Origin of the sequence: Enterobacter sp. BIDMC93 (genome assembly GCF_001037805.1) — a bacterium.
Classification (GTDB): domain Bacteria; phylum Pseudomonadota; class Gammaproteobacteria; order Enterobacterales; family Enterobacteriaceae; genus Enterobacter; species Enterobacter hormaechei_C.
Genome location: NZ_KQ089962.1, coordinates 302201 through 321657, shown reverse-complemented (window position 1 = coordinate 321657; position 19457 = coordinate 302201). Strand labels below are relative to the sequence as shown.

General features: G+C 52.8%; 17 protein-coding genes and 1 tRNA gene. 8 read left to right on the top strand and 10 right to left on the bottom strand.

From position 1 onward, the window contains the following. Positions 1–617: 617 nt before the first annotated feature. From SK58_RS01490 to SK58_RS01475, 4 genes are all read left to right on the top strand, one after another. Positions 618–1406, top strand: coding sequence for a winged helix-turn-helix domain-containing protein (locus SK58_RS01490; protein WP_047638011.1), 789 nt, complete (start codon positions 618–620; stop codon positions 1404–1406). A 1-nt stretch (position 1407) separates the two neighbouring features. After that, the gene (locus SK58_RS01485; protein ID WP_045356861.1) at positions 1408–1887 is read left to right on the top strand and encodes a hypothetical protein; all 480 of its coding nucleotides are present in this window, start codon (positions 1408–1410) and stop codon (positions 1885–1887) included. A gap of 353 nt (positions 1888–2240) precedes the next feature. Further along, the gene (locus tag SK58_RS01480; RefSeq protein ID WP_223230145.1) at positions 2241–3011 is read left to right on the top strand and encodes a GlxA family transcriptional regulator; all 771 of its coding nucleotides are present in this window, start codon (positions 2241–2243) and stop codon (positions 3009–3011) included. Positions 3012–3059: 48 nt separating this feature from the next. Further along, positions 3060–3503, top strand: a complete 444-nt coding sequence (locus tag SK58_RS01475; RefSeq protein WP_017383639.1) for a GNAT family N-acetyltransferase — start codon at positions 3060–3062, stop codon at positions 3501–3503. Between the two features lie 32 nt (positions 3504–3535). Here SK58_RS01475 and SK58_RS01470 read toward each other — a convergent pair whose 3' ends face one another. The 5 genes from SK58_RS01470 to SK58_RS01455 all read right to left on the bottom strand — a co-directional run bounded on the left by SK58_RS01470 (position 3536) and on the right by SK58_RS01455 (position 6672). After that, complete coding sequence (locus SK58_RS01470; protein WP_223826496.1) at positions 3536–4123, bottom strand: hypothetical protein; 588 nt, start codon at positions 4121–4123, stop codon at positions 3536–3538. Further along, a complete protein-coding gene (locus SK58_RS22015; RefSeq protein ID WP_075262135.1) occupies positions 4120–4485 on the bottom strand; it encodes a tlde1 domain-containing protein in 366 nt (121 codons plus the stop codon). Before SK58_RS22015 ends, SK58_RS01470 begins: the two co-directional genes overlap by 4 nt. 9 nt (positions 4486–4494) lie before the next feature. Then, the gene (tssD, locus tag SK58_RS01465; RefSeq protein WP_017383637.1) at positions 4495–4980 is read right to left on the bottom strand and encodes a type VI secretion system tube protein TssD; all 486 of its coding nucleotides are present in this window, start codon (positions 4978–4980) and stop codon (positions 4495–4497) included. Positions 4981–5242: 262 nt separating this feature from the next. Further along, a complete protein-coding gene (locus SK58_RS01460) occupies positions 5243–6280 on the bottom strand; it encodes a virulence RhuM family protein (protein WP_048219265.1) in 1038 nt (345 codons plus the stop codon). Between the two features lie 50 nt (positions 6281–6330). Beyond that, positions 6331–6672 (bottom strand): SymE family type I addiction module toxin, encoded by a 342-nt coding sequence (locus SK58_RS01455; RefSeq protein ID WP_048219263.1) that lies wholly within the window; start codon positions 6670–6672, stop codon positions 6331–6333. Between the two features lie 125 nt (positions 6673–6797). Between SK58_RS01455 and SK58_RS01450 the strand changes: the two genes are divergently transcribed. Then, positions 6798–6989, top strand: a complete 192-nt coding sequence (locus SK58_RS01450; RefSeq protein ID WP_032610148.1) for a toxin-antitoxin system HicB family antitoxin — start codon at positions 6798–6800, stop codon at positions 6987–6989. 49 nt (positions 6990–7038) lie between these two features. Here the strand turns inward: SK58_RS01450 and SK58_RS01445 are convergent, their stop codons facing one another. Further along, the gene (locus SK58_RS01445; RefSeq protein ID WP_045343880.1) at positions 7039–8406 is read right to left on the bottom strand and encodes a HEPN domain-containing protein; all 1368 of its coding nucleotides are present in this window, start codon (positions 8404–8406) and stop codon (positions 7039–7041) included. Positions 8407–8506: 100 nt separating this feature from the next. After that, a tRNA-Sec gene (locus SK58_RS01440) sits at positions 8507–8601 on the bottom strand. A 287-nt stretch (positions 8602–8888) separates the two neighbouring features. Between SK58_RS01440 and SK58_RS01435 the strand changes: the two genes are divergently transcribed. Both SK58_RS01435 and yicI read left to right on the top strand, forming a co-directional pair. Next, a complete protein-coding gene (locus SK58_RS01435) occupies positions 8889–10280 on the top strand; it encodes a glycoside-pentoside-hexuronide family transporter (protein ID WP_048219261.1) in 1392 nt (463 codons plus the stop codon). Between the two features lie 12 nt (positions 10281–10292). Beyond that, on the top strand, positions 10293–12611 hold the full coding sequence (gene yicI / locus SK58_RS01430) for an alpha-xylosidase (RefSeq protein ID WP_048219259.1): 2319 nt from the start codon (positions 10293–10295) through the stop codon (positions 12609–12611). 128 nt (positions 12612–12739) lie between these two features. Here yicI and SK58_RS01425 read toward each other — a convergent pair whose 3' ends face one another. Together SK58_RS01425 and xanP are read right to left on the bottom strand one after the other, a co-directional pair. Then, positions 12740–14434 carry an AsmA family protein gene (locus tag SK58_RS01425; RefSeq protein WP_048219257.1) on the bottom strand — a complete coding sequence of 565 codons (1695 nt, stop codon included), beginning with the start codon at positions 14432–14434 and terminating at the stop codon, positions 12740–12742. A gap of 118 nt (positions 14435–14552) precedes the next feature. Beyond that, complete coding sequence (gene xanP, locus SK58_RS01420; RefSeq protein ID WP_015570053.1) at positions 14553–15944, bottom strand: xanthine/proton symporter XanP; 1392 nt, start codon at positions 15942–15944, stop codon at positions 14553–14555. 225 nt (positions 15945–16169) lie between these two features. Here xanP and gltS point away from each other — a divergent pair, with 225 nt between their 5' ends. Then, entirely contained in the window at positions 16170–17372 is a 1203-nt protein-coding gene (gltS, locus tag SK58_RS01415; protein ID WP_006812438.1) for a sodium/glutamate symporter, read from the top strand. A 3-nt stretch (positions 17373–17375) separates the two neighbouring features. Here the strand turns inward: gltS and recG are convergent, their stop codons facing one another. Next, positions 17376–19457: an ATP-dependent DNA helicase RecG gene (recG, locus tag SK58_RS01410; protein ID WP_015570052.1), complete on the bottom strand. Its 2082-nt coding sequence runs from the start codon at positions 19455–19457 to the stop codon at positions 17376–17378.

The window sequence follows — 19457 nt, the reverse complement described above, 5'->3', positions numbered from 1 at the left end:
ATGATAGCCGCTATTTTTAATGAAAATTTAGCTTTGATAAATGTTTTGTAAGGAGTTTGTCGTCTGGTGTCAGTGCGGGTGTGAAGTTGCTGACGGGGAATAACAATTTACGAATGTTATCATCGATAAAAACTGATAGAAAGGTGGCTTAAAAGCATACAAAAACCATGTAAGTTATTGATATTGGTCAGGTTGAGAAAACTTAAGGCTTAAGGGTGCTGAATATTTCAGACACGCATGTCCGTGGCGTACAATGTTTTTTTACGTAGATATTTGTCAATGTCAAGAGGCGAGGAGTGCGCCAAAAGGTGAGGCTCTGATAAATGAGATGCTGCCGGTAGTCAGATACTTCTGTGGAGCGGAAATTCACTTCACAAAACATCATAATGAGGATGATCGCGGATGAAGCGGCTCTGCACGCCGCATTCTACAAGGGGTGAGTTCTTATGCAGGTTCAGTGAAGCTTAAGGGATGAAATATAAATTAAGATTTTTCGCCAATGGCGAAGATATACAGCATGACGTTAATCAGTCACATTAATCCCGACGTGAATGTCATCCCATACATGCGGTGACCCAGGTTCAACATCTGTTAACCGGAGAATTCATACTGCCCCTATGCATAAGCATTACATTATAAATAATATCGTCGAATTTCATCCTGCGGCCAGCACGTTACGTGATATCAACAATCCTGACCGTGTGGTTGTGTTAAATTCGCCAGCAGGCCGATGCCTGTTGTTATTAATCGACAGAGCGGGGTCGATTGTCACTCAGCAAGAGTTCCTTGATATTGTCTGGCAAAGCCGCGGCATGCTTGTCTCCTCCAATACCTATTACCAGAACATCTCCATCCTGCGCAAAGGGCTCAAAAAGATTGGTTTTGAAACTGACCCTATCGTTACCATTCCCCGGATTGGGTTGACGCTGGCAAGCGACACGCAAATAACCGTCAGAGAGTCTTCACCCGTCGCGCCTCAACCCGCAGAGGGACAATGTGTGGAGGCGCCAGCGATCGAGGAGGTCTCTGCATCCTCCGAGCCAGCAACGCCCGTTGCCAGGAAGCCCACGCGCTGGCTGGCTTTCGTCATGGGGCTATTGATCGTCCTGGCCGGGGCAGGCGTGACGGGATATATGAACGCCACAGAAAACCGTTTTGTTGAGGATTACCGTTTTGCGGCATCCGTCGGAGCCTGTCGCGTTTATCTTGCGAACGACATTCAGACTCACGCTGAACGCGCTTCCGCGCTGACCTATGTGGAACAATTCAAGGCTGAATGCGCGCAATATCCCTGGGTTTACATCAGCTGGTACGCTCTGCTTCCTCGTGCGTCGGTTATTCGCTGCGACCGGCCAATGAAAGAGCCGAACCGCTGTATATCTGATTATTTCCTGAAGGATAGCTAGCATGACTCGTTTTCGGCAGATGCTGTATATCATCGTGGCGGGCCTCGTCACCGCAGGCGTGCTGACGGGCTATTACCTGTGGCACCGAACTTACGTTCAGCCTTTTTCATGCCAGGCTAATCTGGTCCAGCACCATCCGGATGAGACGCTGACGGTCTGGCTGAATTACACCTTCGACGGGAAATTCGGCACCCTGAGCATGAATGGCCGGGCAAAGAGCGATCCGGGTAAAACCATCGACAGGAAAATTTCCTTTCGGGTGGATAGACAGGATCATCTCTATTTGCTGACGTCAGAAAAAAATATGACGTTCCCGGACGATAATGTCGACGACAGCTGGCTGGAAAAATATGAACCGCAATTCTTTGTCTATCCGGGCAAGAGTATTTATATGCGGATCAATGAACAACATAATGGTAACTATATCTTTACCTTAGGAACATTACCGACATATGTGTGTCGTGGCTCAAAAAAAGAATGATATAAACGAGAAAAACATTATATTTTCCTCCCGTCTCATTTATGCTTGATTTAAAATATCAGGATTACCTTAGAAATAAAAAGTGCGACAGATCATGTTGCGATAATGTAATTAATTTTAAATTTGGCAAGTAAATGAAAAGTGTATTTGACTCCTCCGATGGGGGGAAATCAGTACCGGAAAAGTGTCTGCATATTGGGTTGATATTATGGCCCCGTTATTCACTCCTGGCCGTCTCCGGGTTGCTGGAGGCGCTGCGTTATGCAGCGAAAGCTCAGGATAAATTAGCATTTAAAATCAGCCTGATAAGTGAATTTCCTGATATCCCGATTATCAGCAATGCGGGGATTATCATGAGACCAGATTCTCCCCATGCGCCGCCGGACAGTTTTAACTATCTTGCTGTTATCGGCGGTGAATTGCAGTATCTGGACTTAGGGTATCAGGGGGATAAAGCGTATCTGGCACATGCCCACCATGCCGGGGTTCCGCTCATTGGCATTGGCACCGGCAGTTTTGTCCTCGCACAGGAAGGATTGCTGAATGAACGACGAGCGTCCATCCATCCTTTCCACCTTGATGCATTTCGGCAGGCTTTCCCGCTGGTTTATGCTGAGCAAGGGTATGATTTCATCGACGATGGCGATGTGCTGACCTGCCCGGGCGGTATTTCCACCCTGACGCTGGCAACTGAGCTTATCCGCGCCCATGCCGGGGATGATATCGCCAGCACCACCTGTCAGCGTTTGTCGCTCGTTCCGCATGAAATTGCCACCCCGCGTCCGGCGAATTTTGCGCTTATCCCTGACTCGCGGTTGCGCCGCGCCGTCATGCTGATAGAACAGTTCCTGACCCGGCCGCTCACCACCGCCGGGCTTGCGCGAGAAGTGGCATTGAGTGAACGCCAGCTCAACCGACTGTTCCACGCAGAATTCGGCAAAACGGCCCGCGAATTTATCCGCAGCGCCAGACTGCGCTATGCTTGCTGGCTGCTGAAGAACTCACAGCAAAGCGTGACGGATATTGCGCAGCGGATGGGGTTCAGCGACTGCGCGCACTTTATTCGTCATTTTCAGACGGAGTATGGTTGTACGCCTGGCGTGTGGCGCACTTCGCAGAGCTGAATATCATTACATTGCTGCCCTGAAACTTTACTCAACCGGAATATCATCATGAAAATAGAAGCCGCACACCCCTCACAATTTGAACGCCTCGTCGCAGTCTGGGAGTCGTCCGTTCGCGCCACGCACCGCTTTTTGCAGGAAAGCGATATCGCGGCGCTGCGTCCGTTATTGCTCAACGCATATTTGCCTAATCTCAGGGTTGTGATTGCCCGGGATGACGTGGGTATTATTCACGGCTTTTTGGGCGTGGATAAAAATCGCATTGAAATGCTGTTTGTGGATGATGCGAGCCGGGGGAAGGGTATCGGGAAAATGCTGCTGCAATATGCCATTGCAGAATTCGGCGTAAATGAAGTGGATGTGAACGAGCAGAATCCGCAGGGGGTGGCGTTTTATCGTCATATGGGGTTTGAGCAGGTCGGGCGCTCGGAGCTGGACGGGCAGGGGAATCCGTTTCCATTGTTGCATATGCGGTTGAGTGGACAGGCTTAACGCCCTCTCCCTCTGGAGAGGGCGTCTGCAAGCTAGTTACTGGTAATTTGCCCGATGATTACACCACGCACTTTTTCGCCATCGAAGTAATACGAGACCGTATTACTCTGGATGAATCCATTCTGTACTGGCGTCTCCTGATAAAAAAGTATCGCTTTCTTTTTGGCGATCCCTTTCTTGCCGAACATTTCAATTAGATTCCTGTGAGTAGCATTCAACAATGGAACATTCGCGACTGAGACGCTGACAGGTTCCGTTGTTTTAGCACACTCTTTATGTATGCCATCTTTGGCAATAACTAGCGCAGTTAACAATCCTGCACCCATTTCGTTATCAGAAATGAACCAGTAATTCGTGCCATCGTCGTCATGAAGGCAGACCCAGCGTGCTGAGCTGTCTTTGTTAACTGGTGTGCTGGTGATATCTGACAGGTGAGTAACCTCCATTCGTACGGCTTGCTTGCTTATAGCGATGGTCGGTGAAAGGGGCACTGTTGTAGAAATTTCCGTCAGTGATCCGTCTTCATCGTAATACTCGGTCGCGAAGCCGGTCATTTCCGTTGCTGAGACGTGCGAACTGACTGCAACGAGTAATGGCAATAAACAAAATAAACGCTTCATTTGACTATCAATACCGTATCGTTGCTTTTCCAGATACTCCTTCTGGCACTCAGAGGAGCAATGATGCAGCCCTCTGAAGAGTCGTCAGGGTGCAAACTGCTTTTACCATGTATTTTAAATGAGTCTCTACCACACATATCATTTGTCGAGTAGGGCGTGAGGCTGAGAGTATATTTCCCGGTGTGGGCTGAATTATGAGGGGAACCAATTGTGTATTTCCCTCGAGGTAGAGGCCCACTGTTTTTTACACATTCTTGAGATGGATCGTTTTTGTAACCACTTGCTCCTGCATAATCTGCATCGAACTGATAAACACCATCAAGATAAAATTTGTGCTCTTTTACATCATATTCCCAGGACATACTTTCTCCTTAAGCGCGTTCCTTCCAGGTATCAGAATGAATGATGTTTCCATCTATGTAATGCCATGTTATTTTTTCATATGTTAGATCTACATATTCACAATGTGTATAGCGTTCGTTTCGCGGTAGTTTAATGTCAAACATGAGTGGTTCAATTTGAACTACTCTTGCATTTTCTAAAGTTGTCTTAAAGTAAGCCTCTTCAAGTCCGTTATAGTTGATTCTGTAAAATATGAACTCTGCTTTTTTAAGTGTTTGCCCAGTGCATAAGGCTTTGTATAGATAAGAGGATGATGAATCAATCTCTTTCATGAATGCATAGGTACTACAAATGCGTTTTGCAGTGATTTTACCGGAGAATTTATCTATAGGTTGTTCTATAGAATGCATAAATTCAATCACTTCTATTGAACCTTCGCGATCTTTTATATCGACAGATCCATTAATCCTCCGGCCTGAATCATCCTCGAGCCATAAGTAAACAGGTATAGCCATCTCAATCTCCTTTTATAGACTGAGGGAAACTACTCTTCATTATGGATTTAAATTGTGACTTTCATTTCAAAACAGGAATGTTAAAGAATTTTGGTTGGTTTAATAGAATGTTGTAGTTGCGAGATATGGATGGTATCAATTGACGTTTAAAAATTTATAAGGTTGATTTATGACTATTCTTCCATCGCAAGAATAATAGTCACTAAAAAAGCATCAAATATTGAAATGATGAATATCATTAAATAATGAACCTATGCCGGGATTAGCGCTTAGCCTGCTTATCCCATTTTAATAAGCCGGCGATATCTTTCTTACCTTCGGCTTCTTTCAGCAGGCGCTGCTTTTTTTCAAACTCGAGGTATTCTGAGCACGCCTTTTCATCAGCCGTTTTCTTGCTGATTTTGCCTGCTCCTTCTAAAACGTCCCGGTCATTAAATTGCAGAAACTGATCGAGCTTGGTTTGCCAGTCTCGTAAAAATACCTGCTTGCGGCGTTTGGCCTGATCTTCGGCAAAATCGAGCCACATATTAACGACGCGATTAAGCTCGCTCACCTCATCCTGAGACAGATAATTTTTTGCGGTGGTGACATCGCTTTTACGGACTTCTTCGCATTTATAGCTGGTCAGCCCCATATGCGGTTGAGTGGCGTCCGCACGTGGGTGAATCAACTCAGCAGCGGTGTGCCCAGTGCAGGCAAAATGCAGTTTATTCTGGATGGTCTGAAAGAATTGCGTGGTTTCTTTGAGCGACGGCTGATAGTCAGCAGCTAATGCGAAAATCTCCCTCACGCGAAGATAGACCCGGCGTTCGCTGGCACGTATATCGCGAATGCGTTCCAGCATTTCATCGAAATAGTCAGGGACGGCGGAAGATCCCACAGGCGGATTTTTCAGGCGCTCGTCGTCCATAACGAAGCCTTTAACCAGGTATTCCTGGAGCGTTTGGGTGGCCCACTGGCGGAACTGCGTACCTCGCGTGGATCGGACGCGATAGCCGATGGCGAGAATGACGGGCAGGCTAAAGTGAAGTGTGTTGCGATTGACCTTGCGCTGACCTTCTTGCTGAACTTGTAAGTAAGCCTTACAAGTTGCTTTTTGTTCAAGCTCACCTTCTTCGTAAATAGCTTTAATATGCTGAGTAATAGCTTGAGGGGTGACCTGGTAAAGAGACGCAATGGCTGCTTGCGACAGCCAGAGTGTTTCATGTTCAAAGCGACATGTGATGCGAACCGTTCCATCATCACTGGCAAACATAACAAATTCGCCTGCCGGGGATTGGATTACGTCTTTATCTGCCATGTCGCCTCCACATCTAATGCACCAGGCAGGTAGTATGCCAGAAACAGCCGCTAAGCCAGGTGGTTTGTATTTGATTTTGCGAGGCGCTTTCCAGCATGTGGAATTTGGATCGCTGCAAGCGCGTCCTCTATCTCAATAAGCTTTGCTTTCGTCCGTTTATAATCATCCTGCAAACGCTGCTCCTGCTCATTATACGCCACCAGAACGATGCATCCTTTCATGACCTTTACCGTGACCTGCTGTCCGGTATCAAACCCCGCCACGCGCAGCCACTTGCCGGAAAGGATGATTTTTGGGGTAGATTTGTCGTAAACATTCGGGCGGTAACCCACAATTAACGAACGCTCGGTTCCGGATTGGTCGGTGTCTGGGGTAGAATGCGAATCAGCCATAATCAACTCCTTGATAGTTGGTGAGGTTAGACGCTCCGGTTGTGTTCCCGCACTTCGGAGCGTTGCTAATACAGGAGGATTAGGTGGCCTCCTATGTGTGTCAGAGTAGGTGGATAGGTGGCCTCATGTCAATCATATCGCGCGAAAAAAAACCAAAAGGCGGCGGACAATCTCCGCAGTTTAAGATGCGTATTGATCCGGCATTGAAGGAACAGTTGGATGCGGTAGCGGCTGAGGAAGGGGTGAGTCTTGCTAGTTGGTTGAAAGAACTAGCGAGGGAAGCGCTAAGGAAGAAAGGAAAAGAACCAAGAGGGTGATTAATTTCCCAATGTGATTTAATTACTGATTGAAGGTTAGGTATGTAAGTTAGGATTGGTTATTTTTGGAAAGATAATCATAAAAAGAATTAATTAACTTTATGTCATCCTCTCTTTTTAAGCCAACGTGAAAGAAACCTATACATGCTGATATAAGAGCTTTGCTGGTAAGTTCACTATATCGGCCGGCATATAACGGTTTTGTTTGACGATAAAGTGACCACGAACCATGTACGATTTCTGAGCGATAGTTATACATTTCTTTTGCTATGCTACTCCAGTCGCTGTTGTCTTTATGGTACATATTCAGCAGAAGTGTAACTCTATTTATAAATGTGGAAGTGATGTTATCTTTTTGTGTGTTTACAAGGCGTTCAAGTGCTGTAGTTAGTTTTACGATTTTTGATGAGTCATCATTATCTTGCATTGCACTTCTAAAAATAAATATTGCATCTATAAGCCTATCCACTAAAATGGGATTCGATTTTGGGGTTGTTGCATGAATTATAATCTGTTTTATTATGCTACCAAGTTCTGATGCATTCTCTTGTTTGAATTTTTGCCAAAACACTGCGCTATGAACAATTGTTCCTTTGCTCGAAAAACAATAATTGTATCCATCATCATTATTTGTAATGTAAAAGGACTCGTAGTTAGGATACGGGTTTAATGATAAAGCAACCACGTCTGAATCTATGTGAAAATGTTCACTAAATAATTGTATTATTCCAACGATAAAGTTGGCGATTTGCTTAGATAAATACTTCCTTCTCTCTTTAGAGCAGTTTTTTATGGTTATTTTAAGGAAGTGTTTATAAGGATGTAATTGTGAATTACAAAACTCTTCGGCTAGTTCAATTACGTCGGTTGTAAAATTGGGTTGGATATCCGAGAAGATGTTTTCTTTGGGAATGATCGAAGCGATACCTAAATTTATCTCATCTTTTTCTAGACCGTTGGCTAGTATCGGGAAATAAAAATCTTCGTCGAGTAGACTGTCTTTTATTCTATTGACCACTTCATTAAGTATTTTAAGACAACCATCATGATCTATATTTCCATCACCAAGAAAGAAATGATTATAAAATATCTTTTTAAATTCAATATAAAACTCATTGGTTGTTGAGTTCATCTCTAAGTTTACTTCTTTAATGAGTTCATTTAGCATATGAAGTATGGCAGATTTAGATTTGTTAGAAAGTTTTATTTCTCTTCTTGGGTCATGTTTATATTCTTCTGTGAAATCATTCGGTGAGCTTATAGACATGCCTAATCCAGCCAACCCTTCCCCATACTCTTTTTGATGAAATTCATTGTAATTTTTATTTTTCAATGCTTTTAAAATCTCATCGTCAATTCTCATGGATTCAGAGATAATAAAACGAATTGTGTTAATTCTGGCTTTAGTAATTCTCATTTTATTAATTCTTAATTTCAATGATAGTGGGTGTTATAATAATATATTTAGGAAGGATAGTTAAATTTCTAATGAATTTTATGGGGGGAATTTAAAATTTTGGCGGAAGATCACAGGAGTCGAACCTGCCCGGGAACGCTGGCGTCCCCAACTGGATTTGAAGTCCAGCCACCTCACCGGAGATGACGATCTTCCGCGCCTGCATTGCTACATGGAGGCGGGGCGCATTATAGCTACTTTCAGGCATTTACCACATACCCCACACCACTTTTTTCACCTCTCTTTTGACCTTAACCCCCCTGTTTCAGCTAATTCTTAAGAAAATCCTCAGGTTAGCATTTCGTGCTCATCAACTTTTATCCCGATCACAAAAAACAAGAAACGTAATCTCTTAACCAGAAAACGCAATACCCGCCCCTGAAACAATGGTTTAAAAAACGGTAACCGGTCTCAGCGCCCCCTACAGCGTGAAGGATAAAAATATGAGCGAAGTACTGTCAGTAAAAGAGAAGATTGGCTACGGCATGGGAGACGCCGCCAGCCATATCATTTTTGATAACGTCATGCTTTATATGATGTTTTTCTACACCGATATTTTTGGTATTCCCGCCGGGTTTGTCGGCACCATGTTCCTGCTGGCCCGCGCGCTGGATGCGATCTCCGACCCGTGCATGGGGCTGATTGCCGACCGCACCCGCAGCCGCTGGGGCAAGTTCCGCCCGTGGATTTTGTTCGGCGCGATCCCGTTCGGCATCGTCTGCGTGCTGGCGTATACCACGCCGGACCTCAGCCTCAACGGTAAAATGGTTTACGCCGCCATCACCTACACCCTGCTGACCCTGCTCTATACCGTGGTCAACATCCCGTACTGCGCGCTGGGCGGCGTGATCACCAACGACCCGACGCAGCGTATCTCCCTCCAGTCCTGGCGCTTCGTGCTGGCGACGGCGGGCGGCATGCTCTCCACGGTGCTGATGATGCCGCTGGTGAACCTGATTGGCGGTGATGACAAAGCGTTCGGCTTCCAGGGCGGGATCGCCGTGCTGTCGGTGGTCGCGTTCCTGATGCTGGCGTTCTGCTTCTTCACCACCAAAGAGCGCATCCAGGTGCCGCCGAGCACCACCTCCATGCGGGAAGACCTGCGCGACATCTGGCACAACGACCAGTGGCGCATCGTCGGCGTGCTCACCATCCTCAACATTCTCGCCGTATGCGTGCGCGGCGGCGCGATGATGTACTACTGCACCTGGATCATGGGCTCGCAGGAGATGTTCGTCGCGTTCCTCACCACCTACTGCGTCGGCAACCTGATTGGCTCCGCGCTGGCGAAACCGCTCACCGACTGGAAGTGCAAGGTCAGCATCTTCTGGTGGACCAACGCCGCGCTGGCGGTGGTCAGCGTGGCGATGTTCTTCGTGCCGATGCATGCCACCGTCCTGATGTTCGGCTTCATCTTCGTTATCGGCGTGCTGCACCAGCTGGTGACGCCGATTCAGTGGGTTATGATGTCCGATACCGTCGACTACGGCGAATGGACCAACGGCAAACGACTGACCGGCATCAGCTTTGCGGGCACGCTGTTCGTGCTGAAGCTCGGCCTGGCGCTGGGCGGGGCGATGATCGGCTGGATGCTGGCAGGCGGCGGCTACGACGCGGCAGCCAAAACCCAGAACAGCGTGACCATCAGCATCATTATCGGCCTGTTTACCCTGGCCCCGGCGGTCTGCTACGTGCTGAGCGCCATTATCGCCAGGCGCTACTACACGCTGAAAACCCCTTTCCTGACCAAAATTCTGCGCGAGCTGGCGCAGGGCGCGCGCCGCAATCAGCAGGAGTTTGAAAACCTGCCGGTCAGCAAAGAATTGCAGAACTAAGAGGACGTAAGCATGAAAATCAGTGATGGAAACTGGCTTATTCAACCGGGCCTGAATGTGACCTATCCGGTGCAGGTGTTCGACGTGGAGCAGCAGGACAATGACCTGGTGGTGTATGTGGCGCCGCGTGACGTGCGCGAACGCACCTGGCAGCTCGACACGTTGATGTTCACGGTGCGCCTGTTTGCCCCGCAGGAAGGGATTGTCGGGGTGCGCATTGAGCACTTCCAGGGTGCGCTGAACAACGGCCCGCACTATCCGCTGAACGTTCTGAAGGATGTAAAAGTTGAGATTGAAAACAACGCCGAATTTGCCGAGCTGAAAAGCGGCAGCGTCAGCGTGCGCGTCGCCAAAGGCGAGTTCTGGGCGCTGGATTTCCTGCGTAACGGCCAGCGCATTACCGGCAGCCAGCTGAAAAACAACGGCTACGTGCAGGACAGCAATACCGACCGCAATTACGTGTTCGAACGTCTGGATCTGGGCGTGGGCGAAACGGTCTACGGCCTGGGCGAGCGCTTTACCGCGCTGGTGCGCAACGGCCAGACGGTCGAAACCTGGAACCGCGACGGCGGCACCAGCACCGAACAGTCCTACAAAAACATTCCGTTCTACCTGACCAACCGCGGCTACGGCGTGCTGGTGAATCATCCGGAAAATGTCTCGTTTGAAGTCGGCTCCGAGAAGGTCTCCAAAGTGCAGTTCAGCGTGGAAGGGGAGTATCTCGAGTACTTTGTGATCGACGGCCCGACGCCGAAAGAGGTGCTGAACCGCTATACGCAGTTCACCGGGCGTCCGGCGCTGCCGCCTGCCTGGTCGTTCGGCCTGTGGCTGACCACCTCCTTCACCACTAACTATGACGAAGCGACGGTGAACAGCTTTATCGACGGCATGGCCGAGCGCGACCTGCCGCTGCACGTGTTCCACTTCGACTGCTTCTGGATGAAGGCCTTCCAGTGGTGCGACTTCGAGTGGGACCCGGTGACCTTCCCCGATCCGGAAGGCATGATCCGCCGCCTGAAAGAGAAAGGGCTGAAGGTCTGCGTGTGGATCAACCCGTACATCGGCCAGAAATCGCCGATCTTCCGGGAGTTGAAAGAGAAGGGCTACCTGCTCAAGCGCCCGGACGGCTCCCTGTGGCAGTGGGACAAATGGCAGCCGGGGCTGGCAATCTACGACTTCACCAACCCGGACGCGTGCCGGTGGTATGCCGACAAGCTGAAAGGCCTGGTGGCGATCGGCGTCGACTGCTTCAAGACCGACTTCGGCGAGCGTATCCCGACGGACGTCCAGTGGTTTGACGGTTCCGATCCGCAGAAGATGCACAACCACTACGCCTACATTTATAACGAGCTGGTGTGGAACGTGCTGAAAGAGACGGTGGGAGAAGAAGAGGCGGTGCTGTTTGCCCGTTCTGCCTCCGTGGGTGCGCAACAGTTCCCGGTACACTGGGGCGGCGACTGCTACGCCAACTATGAGTCGATGGCCGAAAGCCTGCGCGGCGGGCTGTCGATTGGGCTGTCCGGCTTCGGGTTCTGGAGCCACGATATCGGCGGGTTCGAAAACACCGCTCCGGCGCACGTCTACAAACGCTGGTGCGCGTTCGGGCTGTTCTCCAGCCACAGCCGCCTGCACGGCAGCAAATCCTATCGCGTGCCGTGGGCGTACGATGACGAGTCCTGCGATGTGGTGCGCCACTTCACGCAGCTGAAATGCCAGCTGATGCCGTACCTGTATCGTCAGGCGGCGCTGGCCCGCGAGTTCGGCACGCCGATGCTGCGGGCGATGATGCTGGAGTTCCCGGACGATCCGGCGTGCGATTACCTCGACCGCCAGTACATGTTGGGGGATTCAATGATGGTGGCGCCGGTGTTCTCCGAGGCGGGCGACGTGCAGTTCTACCTGCCGGAAGGGCGCTGGACGCACCTGTGGCACAACGATGAAATCGAGGGTAGCCGCTGGCATAAGCAGCAGCACGATTTCCAGAGCCTGCCGGTCTATGTGCGCGACAACACGCTGCTGGCGCTGGGTAACAATAACCAGAAGCCGGACTATGCGTGGCACGAGGGGACGGCCTTCCAGCTCTTCAACCTGAGCGATGGCGCAACGGCGGTAAGTGAAGTGCCTGCGGCGGACGGCTCTGTGGTGTTTACGCTGAAGGCGTCACGTCAGGGCGACGTCGTGACCTTTACCGGCGCGGGAGATGCGCAAAACTGGTCGGTGTGCTTGCGCAACGTGCAGAAGGTCGGCGGCGTAAAAGGCGGTTCACATGCGGGCAGCGAATGGGGTGTGGTGGTGAAAGCCGAGGGGGATGAGGTGGTGGTTCACCTCTGAGCTGGAAAAATGCCCGGTGGCGCTTCGCTTACCGGGCCTACGGTAATTATGCGGTCTGATGCCCTCACCCACGGTAGAAGGAACCAAAACCTCGTAGGCCGGGTAAGGCGAAGCCGCCACCCGGCTTTTTACTGTGCCGGAGCCACCGTCGACACCACACCACCCGTCATGGTCTGTTGCACCTGCTGTTTATCCATATTCACCGCGCTCAGCTTCCCGTTCACCGTCGGCTTCAGCGGCGCATTGGCCTGCACGCTTCCGCTGGCGGTGAGCTGAATATTGCCGTCGCCCGCAATCGGCAGCGCTGGCCAGCCCCACTGCTGCATAACGTTGAGTGGTACACCGCGCCCGTTCAGGCTCACGGTGGTTTGTCGCTGTGGCAGCTGTGACACGGTGGCGGTTGCTTCCAGGATCCCTTTCTCGGTAAAGGCGCTCAGATCGGTAATATTTACCGTTGCGGCGTTGGCATTCAGCGCCAGCGACGGGCGACGCACGTCGACGCGGTTAAAGGTTGCTGCCGCCCCGTTGAGGATTGCGTTACCGCCCCACACGCCCCACTTGTGATCCTGCGCCAGCCGCAGATTAGCGCCATAACCGTCGAGGGAGGTGATCTGCCACGGGAACGCCGGATCGATGTCGATCACCAGGTTGCGGCTCAGGCCAAATTTTTTCAGCGTCACGCTGTTCAGCCATGCCGGAAGCGGGTCCATCCACAGCGTTTTCCAGTTTTCCGGAAGCGTATATTCCAGCCCGGCAATGGCAACGTCGTCCAGCACCAGCGCCTGACCCTCGCGCAGCCAGTTGCCGGAGGTGCGCACCATGCCCCCTTCCCAGCGGGAGGTGAACTGACGCAGCGCAATGCCCTGCGGGGAGAATTCCGCATTCAGGATAGGGTCAAACAGATGCAGCGAGCCGTAGATAAATTCGCTGGCGTTCATGGATAACCGTCCCTTCTGGCTTTGCCAGTCACCTTTACTCAGGGTGAGGTTACGCAGGCTGAGATCGAGGTCGGTTACCGCCCAGTCTGGCCCCTGTAGACGGGCATCGGTCACTTCCAGCCGCCCAATCTGTAACGAAGGCAGGGTGGAGAGAGGGGCGAAGAAATCCAGCAGCGATTTGTCGCTTTGCAGGCGGATCTCATTCAGACGCAGGGTGTTGATAACCCAGCCACCGTCGGCATTACGCAGAGCCGAGCCCGTCAGCGAGCCGCGCGCCATATCGGCACCGATGGTATTCAGCACCACCTCTTTGCCGTTGAGTTGTCCCTGAATCAGCACGTTGTTGGCCGGTATGCCGTTGAGCGTGAGCGACCCGGCGCTCATCTGGATTTGCGCATTTTTCCCGAGTACGTTCCCCGCCTCGGGCTGCCACGGGCTGACGCCGCCGGTCACCTTTTGCGCACTGAGATCCCACTCCGTATTCGGGCTGTTAAAGGCCATGTTATTCAGTTGCAGACGGTCGGCCTGGAACGGCAGCGGCGCCGTCTGCGGCGATAAATTCAGCGTGCCATCGAACAGGGTGATGGCATCCATATGCAGCGGGTCGGTGATCTGGCGGCTGCTTAAGCCAATATCCACTTTTTTAGCGACCAGCGTGGCCGGTTTGCCATCTCGTCCGAAGGTAACGTTTTCCAGAAGGATGTGAGAAGGGGATGAAAAGCGGTGATCCATCAGGTCAAAGTTGAGCTCGTAATCGGTATTCACCGTGATCCAGCTGCTGACCTGCGATGCGCCCCAGCGGGTCTGGAGCAGAAAATAAAAGGCGAGCACTACAATGAGCAGGGCTACCAGAAGATAGATAAGCAGCTTTCCAATAAATTTCATGGTCTTCCTTCCCGCGAAACGCACATAAGGGTGTTATGCACGATTTATGCGCAATGCTCAAGGCGGGAATGGTGTAAAGAGATGTCACGGCAGGCATTGACAGCCTGCCGTGTGGGGATCAGTTCTTTTCAGGCGGGAAAATGAGATTCAGCACAATAGCGGTAATACCGCCCGCGGCGATGCCGGAAGAGAGCAGGTTTTTCACCCAGTCCGGGGCAAACTGCAAAATCATCGGCTGCTGGGAGACGCCAAGCCCTACGGCGAGAGACAGCGCAATAATCATGATTGCGCGGCGGTTCAGCGGCTCGCGGGAGACGATACGCACGCCAGAGGCCGCGATGGTACCGAACATGACCAGCGTCGCGCCGCCCAGCACCGGCTCAGGGATGTGCTGCACAAACCCGCTCACCGCCGGGAACAGGCCGAGGACCACCAGCATCAGCGCTACCACGAAGCCCACGTAGCGGCTGGCCACACCGGTCAGCTGGATCACGCCGTTGTTCTGGCCAAAGCAGGAGTTCGGGAAGGTGTTGAACACCGCCGAGACAAACGAGTTCAGTCCGTTCGCCAGCACGCCGCCTTTCAGACGTTTCATGTACAGTGGGCCGGAGACCGGCTGCTCGGACACGTCGGAGGTGGCGGTGATATCGCCAATGGTTTCCAGCGAAGTGATCATAAAGACCAGCATCAGCGGCAGGAGCAGACTCCAGTCAATGCCCAGGCCGTAGTAGAGCGGCGTTGGCACGGTAATCAACGCGCTGTTGGTTGGGGTGGTGTTTTCCGGCAGCATGCCCAGCGCCCACGCCAGCAGGTAACCGGCCGCCATGGCGATCACCAGCGATGCCACGCGCAGGTACGGGTTACGCTGGCGGTTAAGCAGAATAATGATCGCCAGCACGACGCCTGCCAGCAGCAGGTTTTTCGGCGCGCCGAAGGTATGGTCGCTCATTGCCGCGTAGCCGCCCCCGATGGAGGTCAGACCCACCTGGATCAGTGACAGGCCGATAATCATCACCACCACGCCGGAGACCAGCGGGGTGATCACCCGGCGCGCCAGGTGCAGAACGCGGGAAATGATCATCTCTGTGCAGCTTGCCAGCATCAGGGTGCCGAAAAGCGCCGCCATCATCGTCGGGACATCTGCGCCGCCGGTTTTCAGTGCCGTACCGCCCATGATCAGCGGCGCCACAAAGTTAAAGCTGGTGCCCTGAATCGACAGCAAACCCGAGCCCACCGGACCCCAGGCTTTAATTTGAATGATGGAGGCCACGCCGGAAGCGAACAGAGACATACTGATGATGTGTTGCGTATCCTGTGCCGGTAACCCCAGCGCCTGGCAAATCAGCAGAGCCGGCGTGATGACCGCAACGAACATCGCCAGCAGGTGCTGGCAGGCGGCAAACAGGGTTTGAGGCAGCGGGGGACGATCTTCAAGGCGGTAAATCAGTTCGCTGTTTTGCTTCTGCGCAATCGGTTGCGCATCAGCAGACTCCAGAGTGTTAACAGACATCGGCGGCAATCCCACGGTGGAAAAGCGGGCATTTTAGCTGACCACCTGGTAAAAGCAAACGATTGCCAGCAAAAAAAAGAGAGAAAATCTGCCGGTGTGAGCAGGTTTTCTACAACGAACAGGAAAAAAAAATTACACTTTTCGCGCCGGCGGCTCATGACGAGCATCACCCGGCCCAGGATAACGCCGCGTGTGTATGGAACACGCGCATAACAGGAGCCTTTTATGATTCATCTCGATACGTTGTCGACCCTTGTTGCCGCAACGCTGGTTCTTCTGCTTGGTCGCAAGCTGGTACACAGTGTTTCCTTTCTGAAAAAGTACACCATTCCTGAACCTGTCGCCGGTGGATTGCTGGTGGCGCTGGCCCTGCTGGTGCTGAAAAAAAGCATGGGCTGGGAAATCGATTTTGATATGTCCCTGAAAGATCCGTTGATGCTGGCCTTCTTTGCCACTATCGGCCTGAACGCTAACCTCGCAAGCCTGCGTTCGGGCGGCAAGGTACTGGGCGTGTTTCTGATTGTTGTGGTGGGCCTGCTGCTGATGCAAAACGCCATCGGCATCGGTATGGCGTCATTGCTGGGGCTGGATCCGCTGATGGGTCTGCTGGCGGGGTCGATTACCCTGTCAGGTGGCCACGGAACGGGCGCGGCGTGGAGCAAGCTGTTCATCGAACGCTATGGCTTTGAAAACGCAACGGAAGTGGCAATGGCCTGCGCGACCTTTGGCCTGGTGCTTGGCGGGCTGATTGGCGGCCCGGTAGCGCGCTATCTGGTGAAACACTCCACCACGCCGGAAGGCAGGCCAGACGATGAAATGGTGCCGACAGCATTTGAAAAACCGGACGTTGGCCGCAGCATCACCTCGCTGGTGATGATTGAAACCATCGCCATGATTGCCATCTGCCTAACCGTGGGCAAAATCGTTGCGCAATGGCTGGCGGGAACGGCTTTCGAACTGCCAACCTTTGTCTGCGTGCTGTTTATCGGGGTGATCCTGAGCAACGGTCTGGCGCAGATGGGCTTCTACCGCGTCTTTGAGCGCGCAGTGTCCGTGCTGGGGAACGTCAGCCTGTCGCTGTTCCTGGCGATGGCGCTGATGAGCCTCAAGCTGTGGGAACTGGCCTCGCTGGCGCTGCCGATGGTGGCGATCCTGGCGGTGCAGGCCGTGTTCATGGCGCTGTATGCCATCTTTGTTACCTGGCGCATGATGGGCAAAAACTATGATGCGGCGGTACTGGCTGCGGGTCACTGTGGATTTGGTCTGGGAGCGACGCCAACGGCCATCGCGAATATGCAGGCGATCACCGAACGGTTCGGCCCGTCGCACATGGCGTTTCTGGTGGTGCCGATGGTGGGCGCATTCTTCATTGATATCGTCAACGCGCTGGTCATTAAGCTCTACCTGATGCTGCCGATGTTTGGCTGATCGTCAGGCGTTGGAATACCGCTCGGTTTCCGGCATCCAGCGTTCAATTAACGCTGCCGCCTGTTCGGGGTAGCGTTCATGAATATGACGCGCAAGGCGTTGTACTTCGGGGATCATGGCCTGATCGCGCAACAAATCCGCCACTTTAAATTCGGCGTTACCCGTCTGACGTGTGCCCAGCAGTTCACCCGGGCCGCGGATCTCCAGATCTTTTTGCGCAATCACGAAGCCGTCATTGCTGTCGCGTAATACCTGCAAACGCATCTGCGCGGTTTTCGACAGCGGGGCTTTGTAGAGCAGCACGCAGTGAGAGGCGATCGCGCCACGGCCCACGCGCCCGCGAAGCTGGTGGAGCTGCGCCAGGCCGAGACGCTCCGGATTCTCAATAATCATCAGGCTGGAGTTCGGCACGTCCACGCCCACTTCGATGACCGTGGTCGCAACGAGTAAATGCAGTTCGCCCTGTTTAAACGACTGCATCACCGCCTGCTTCTCGGCAGGCTTCATGCGCCCGTGAACCAGACCGACGTTCAGCTCCGGCAAGGCGAGCTTTAACTCTTCCCACGTGGCTTCGGCAGCCTGCGCTTCCAGCAGCTCAGACTCTTCAATCAGGGTACAGACCCAGTAAGCCTGACGTCCTTCGTGGGTGCAGGCGTTGCGCACGCGGTCAATGATGTCGCTGCGGCGCGTGTCCGGAATGGCGACCGTCGTCACCGGCGTACGGCCCGGCGGCAGCTCGTCGATGGTGGAGGTATCCAGATCGGCATAGGCCGTCATCGCCAGGGTGCGCGGAATCGGCGTGGCGGTCATGATCAGCTGATGCGGGTGGAAGCCCTGTTGCAGACCTTTCTCCCACAGCGCCAGACGCTGATGAACACCAAAGCGGTGCTGTTCGTCGATAATGACCAGCGCCAGGCCGTTAAACTGCACCTGTTCCTGGAAAATGGCGTGCGTGCCGACAATCATCTGCACCTGCCCGCTGGCAATGGCTTCCTGCTGCGCAAGGCGCGCTTTGCCCTTCTGCTTCCCGGCCAGCCAGCCCACTTCAATTCCCAGCGGGGCAAACCAGTTCCGGAAATTGTTGGCGTGCTGCTCGGCCAGCAGTTCCGTCGGCGCCATCAGCGCCACCTGCTTACCGTGGGCGATGGCGCGCAAAGCGGCCAGCGCGGCGACCAGCGTTTTCCCGGAACCCACGTCGCCCTGCACCAGGCGCATCATTGGCACATCCAGCGCCATATCGCGTTCGATCTCGGCAGTCACCCGCGCCTGGGCGCCGGTGGGTTTAAACGGCAGTGAGGCCAGCAGCTTATCTTTGAGCTCATCACGCTGGCTTAATGGCTGCGCGTGGAAACGCTGCGCACCTGCGCGCAGGGCCAGCATGCTCAGGTTGTGAGCCAGTAATTCCTCAAGGATAAGACGCCGTTGGGCGGGGTGTTTACCGCTTTCTAAATCAACAAGCTGAAGCGTTGGCGGTGGACGGTGCAGGGTGCGCAACGCCTCCGGCAGGCTCATCATGCCCTGTGCCAGCTCCGGCGGCAGCAGCTCGTTAATGGCGCAGGTATCGAGCAGCTCCAGCGCCTGGTCGGTGAGCTTGCGCAGCGTAGCCTGCTTAATGCCTTCAGTGGTTGGATAGACCGGCGTGAGCGTCTCCTGTAGCTCAGGTGAGCTGAGATCGCCCTGCACGCGGTATTCCGGGTGGATCATCTCCGCGCCGTATTTGCCCCGTTTGGCTTCACCGTACGCAAGTACGCGTCGTCCAGTGGCAAGGCTGTTTTTCATTGCCGCATTGAAGTTGAAAAAGCGCATGGTGAGAATGCCGGTGCCGTCGCTGATCTGGCAGGTCATCATTCTGCGTCCGCCAAAGGTGATGTTGCAGTTCAGCACTTCCCCTTCAACGGTGGCGTAAATAGCGGGCAGCAGATCGCCAATTTTATAAAGCTGGGTACGGTCTTCGTAACGCAGGGGGAGGTGGAGCAGGAGATCCTGCACGGTGTGCAGGCCAATCTTCGCCAGTTTACTGCTTTGAGCCGCGCCCACGCCCGTCAGGCTGTTGAGCGGTATGGCGTCCAGCAGGCGGCCTTTCAT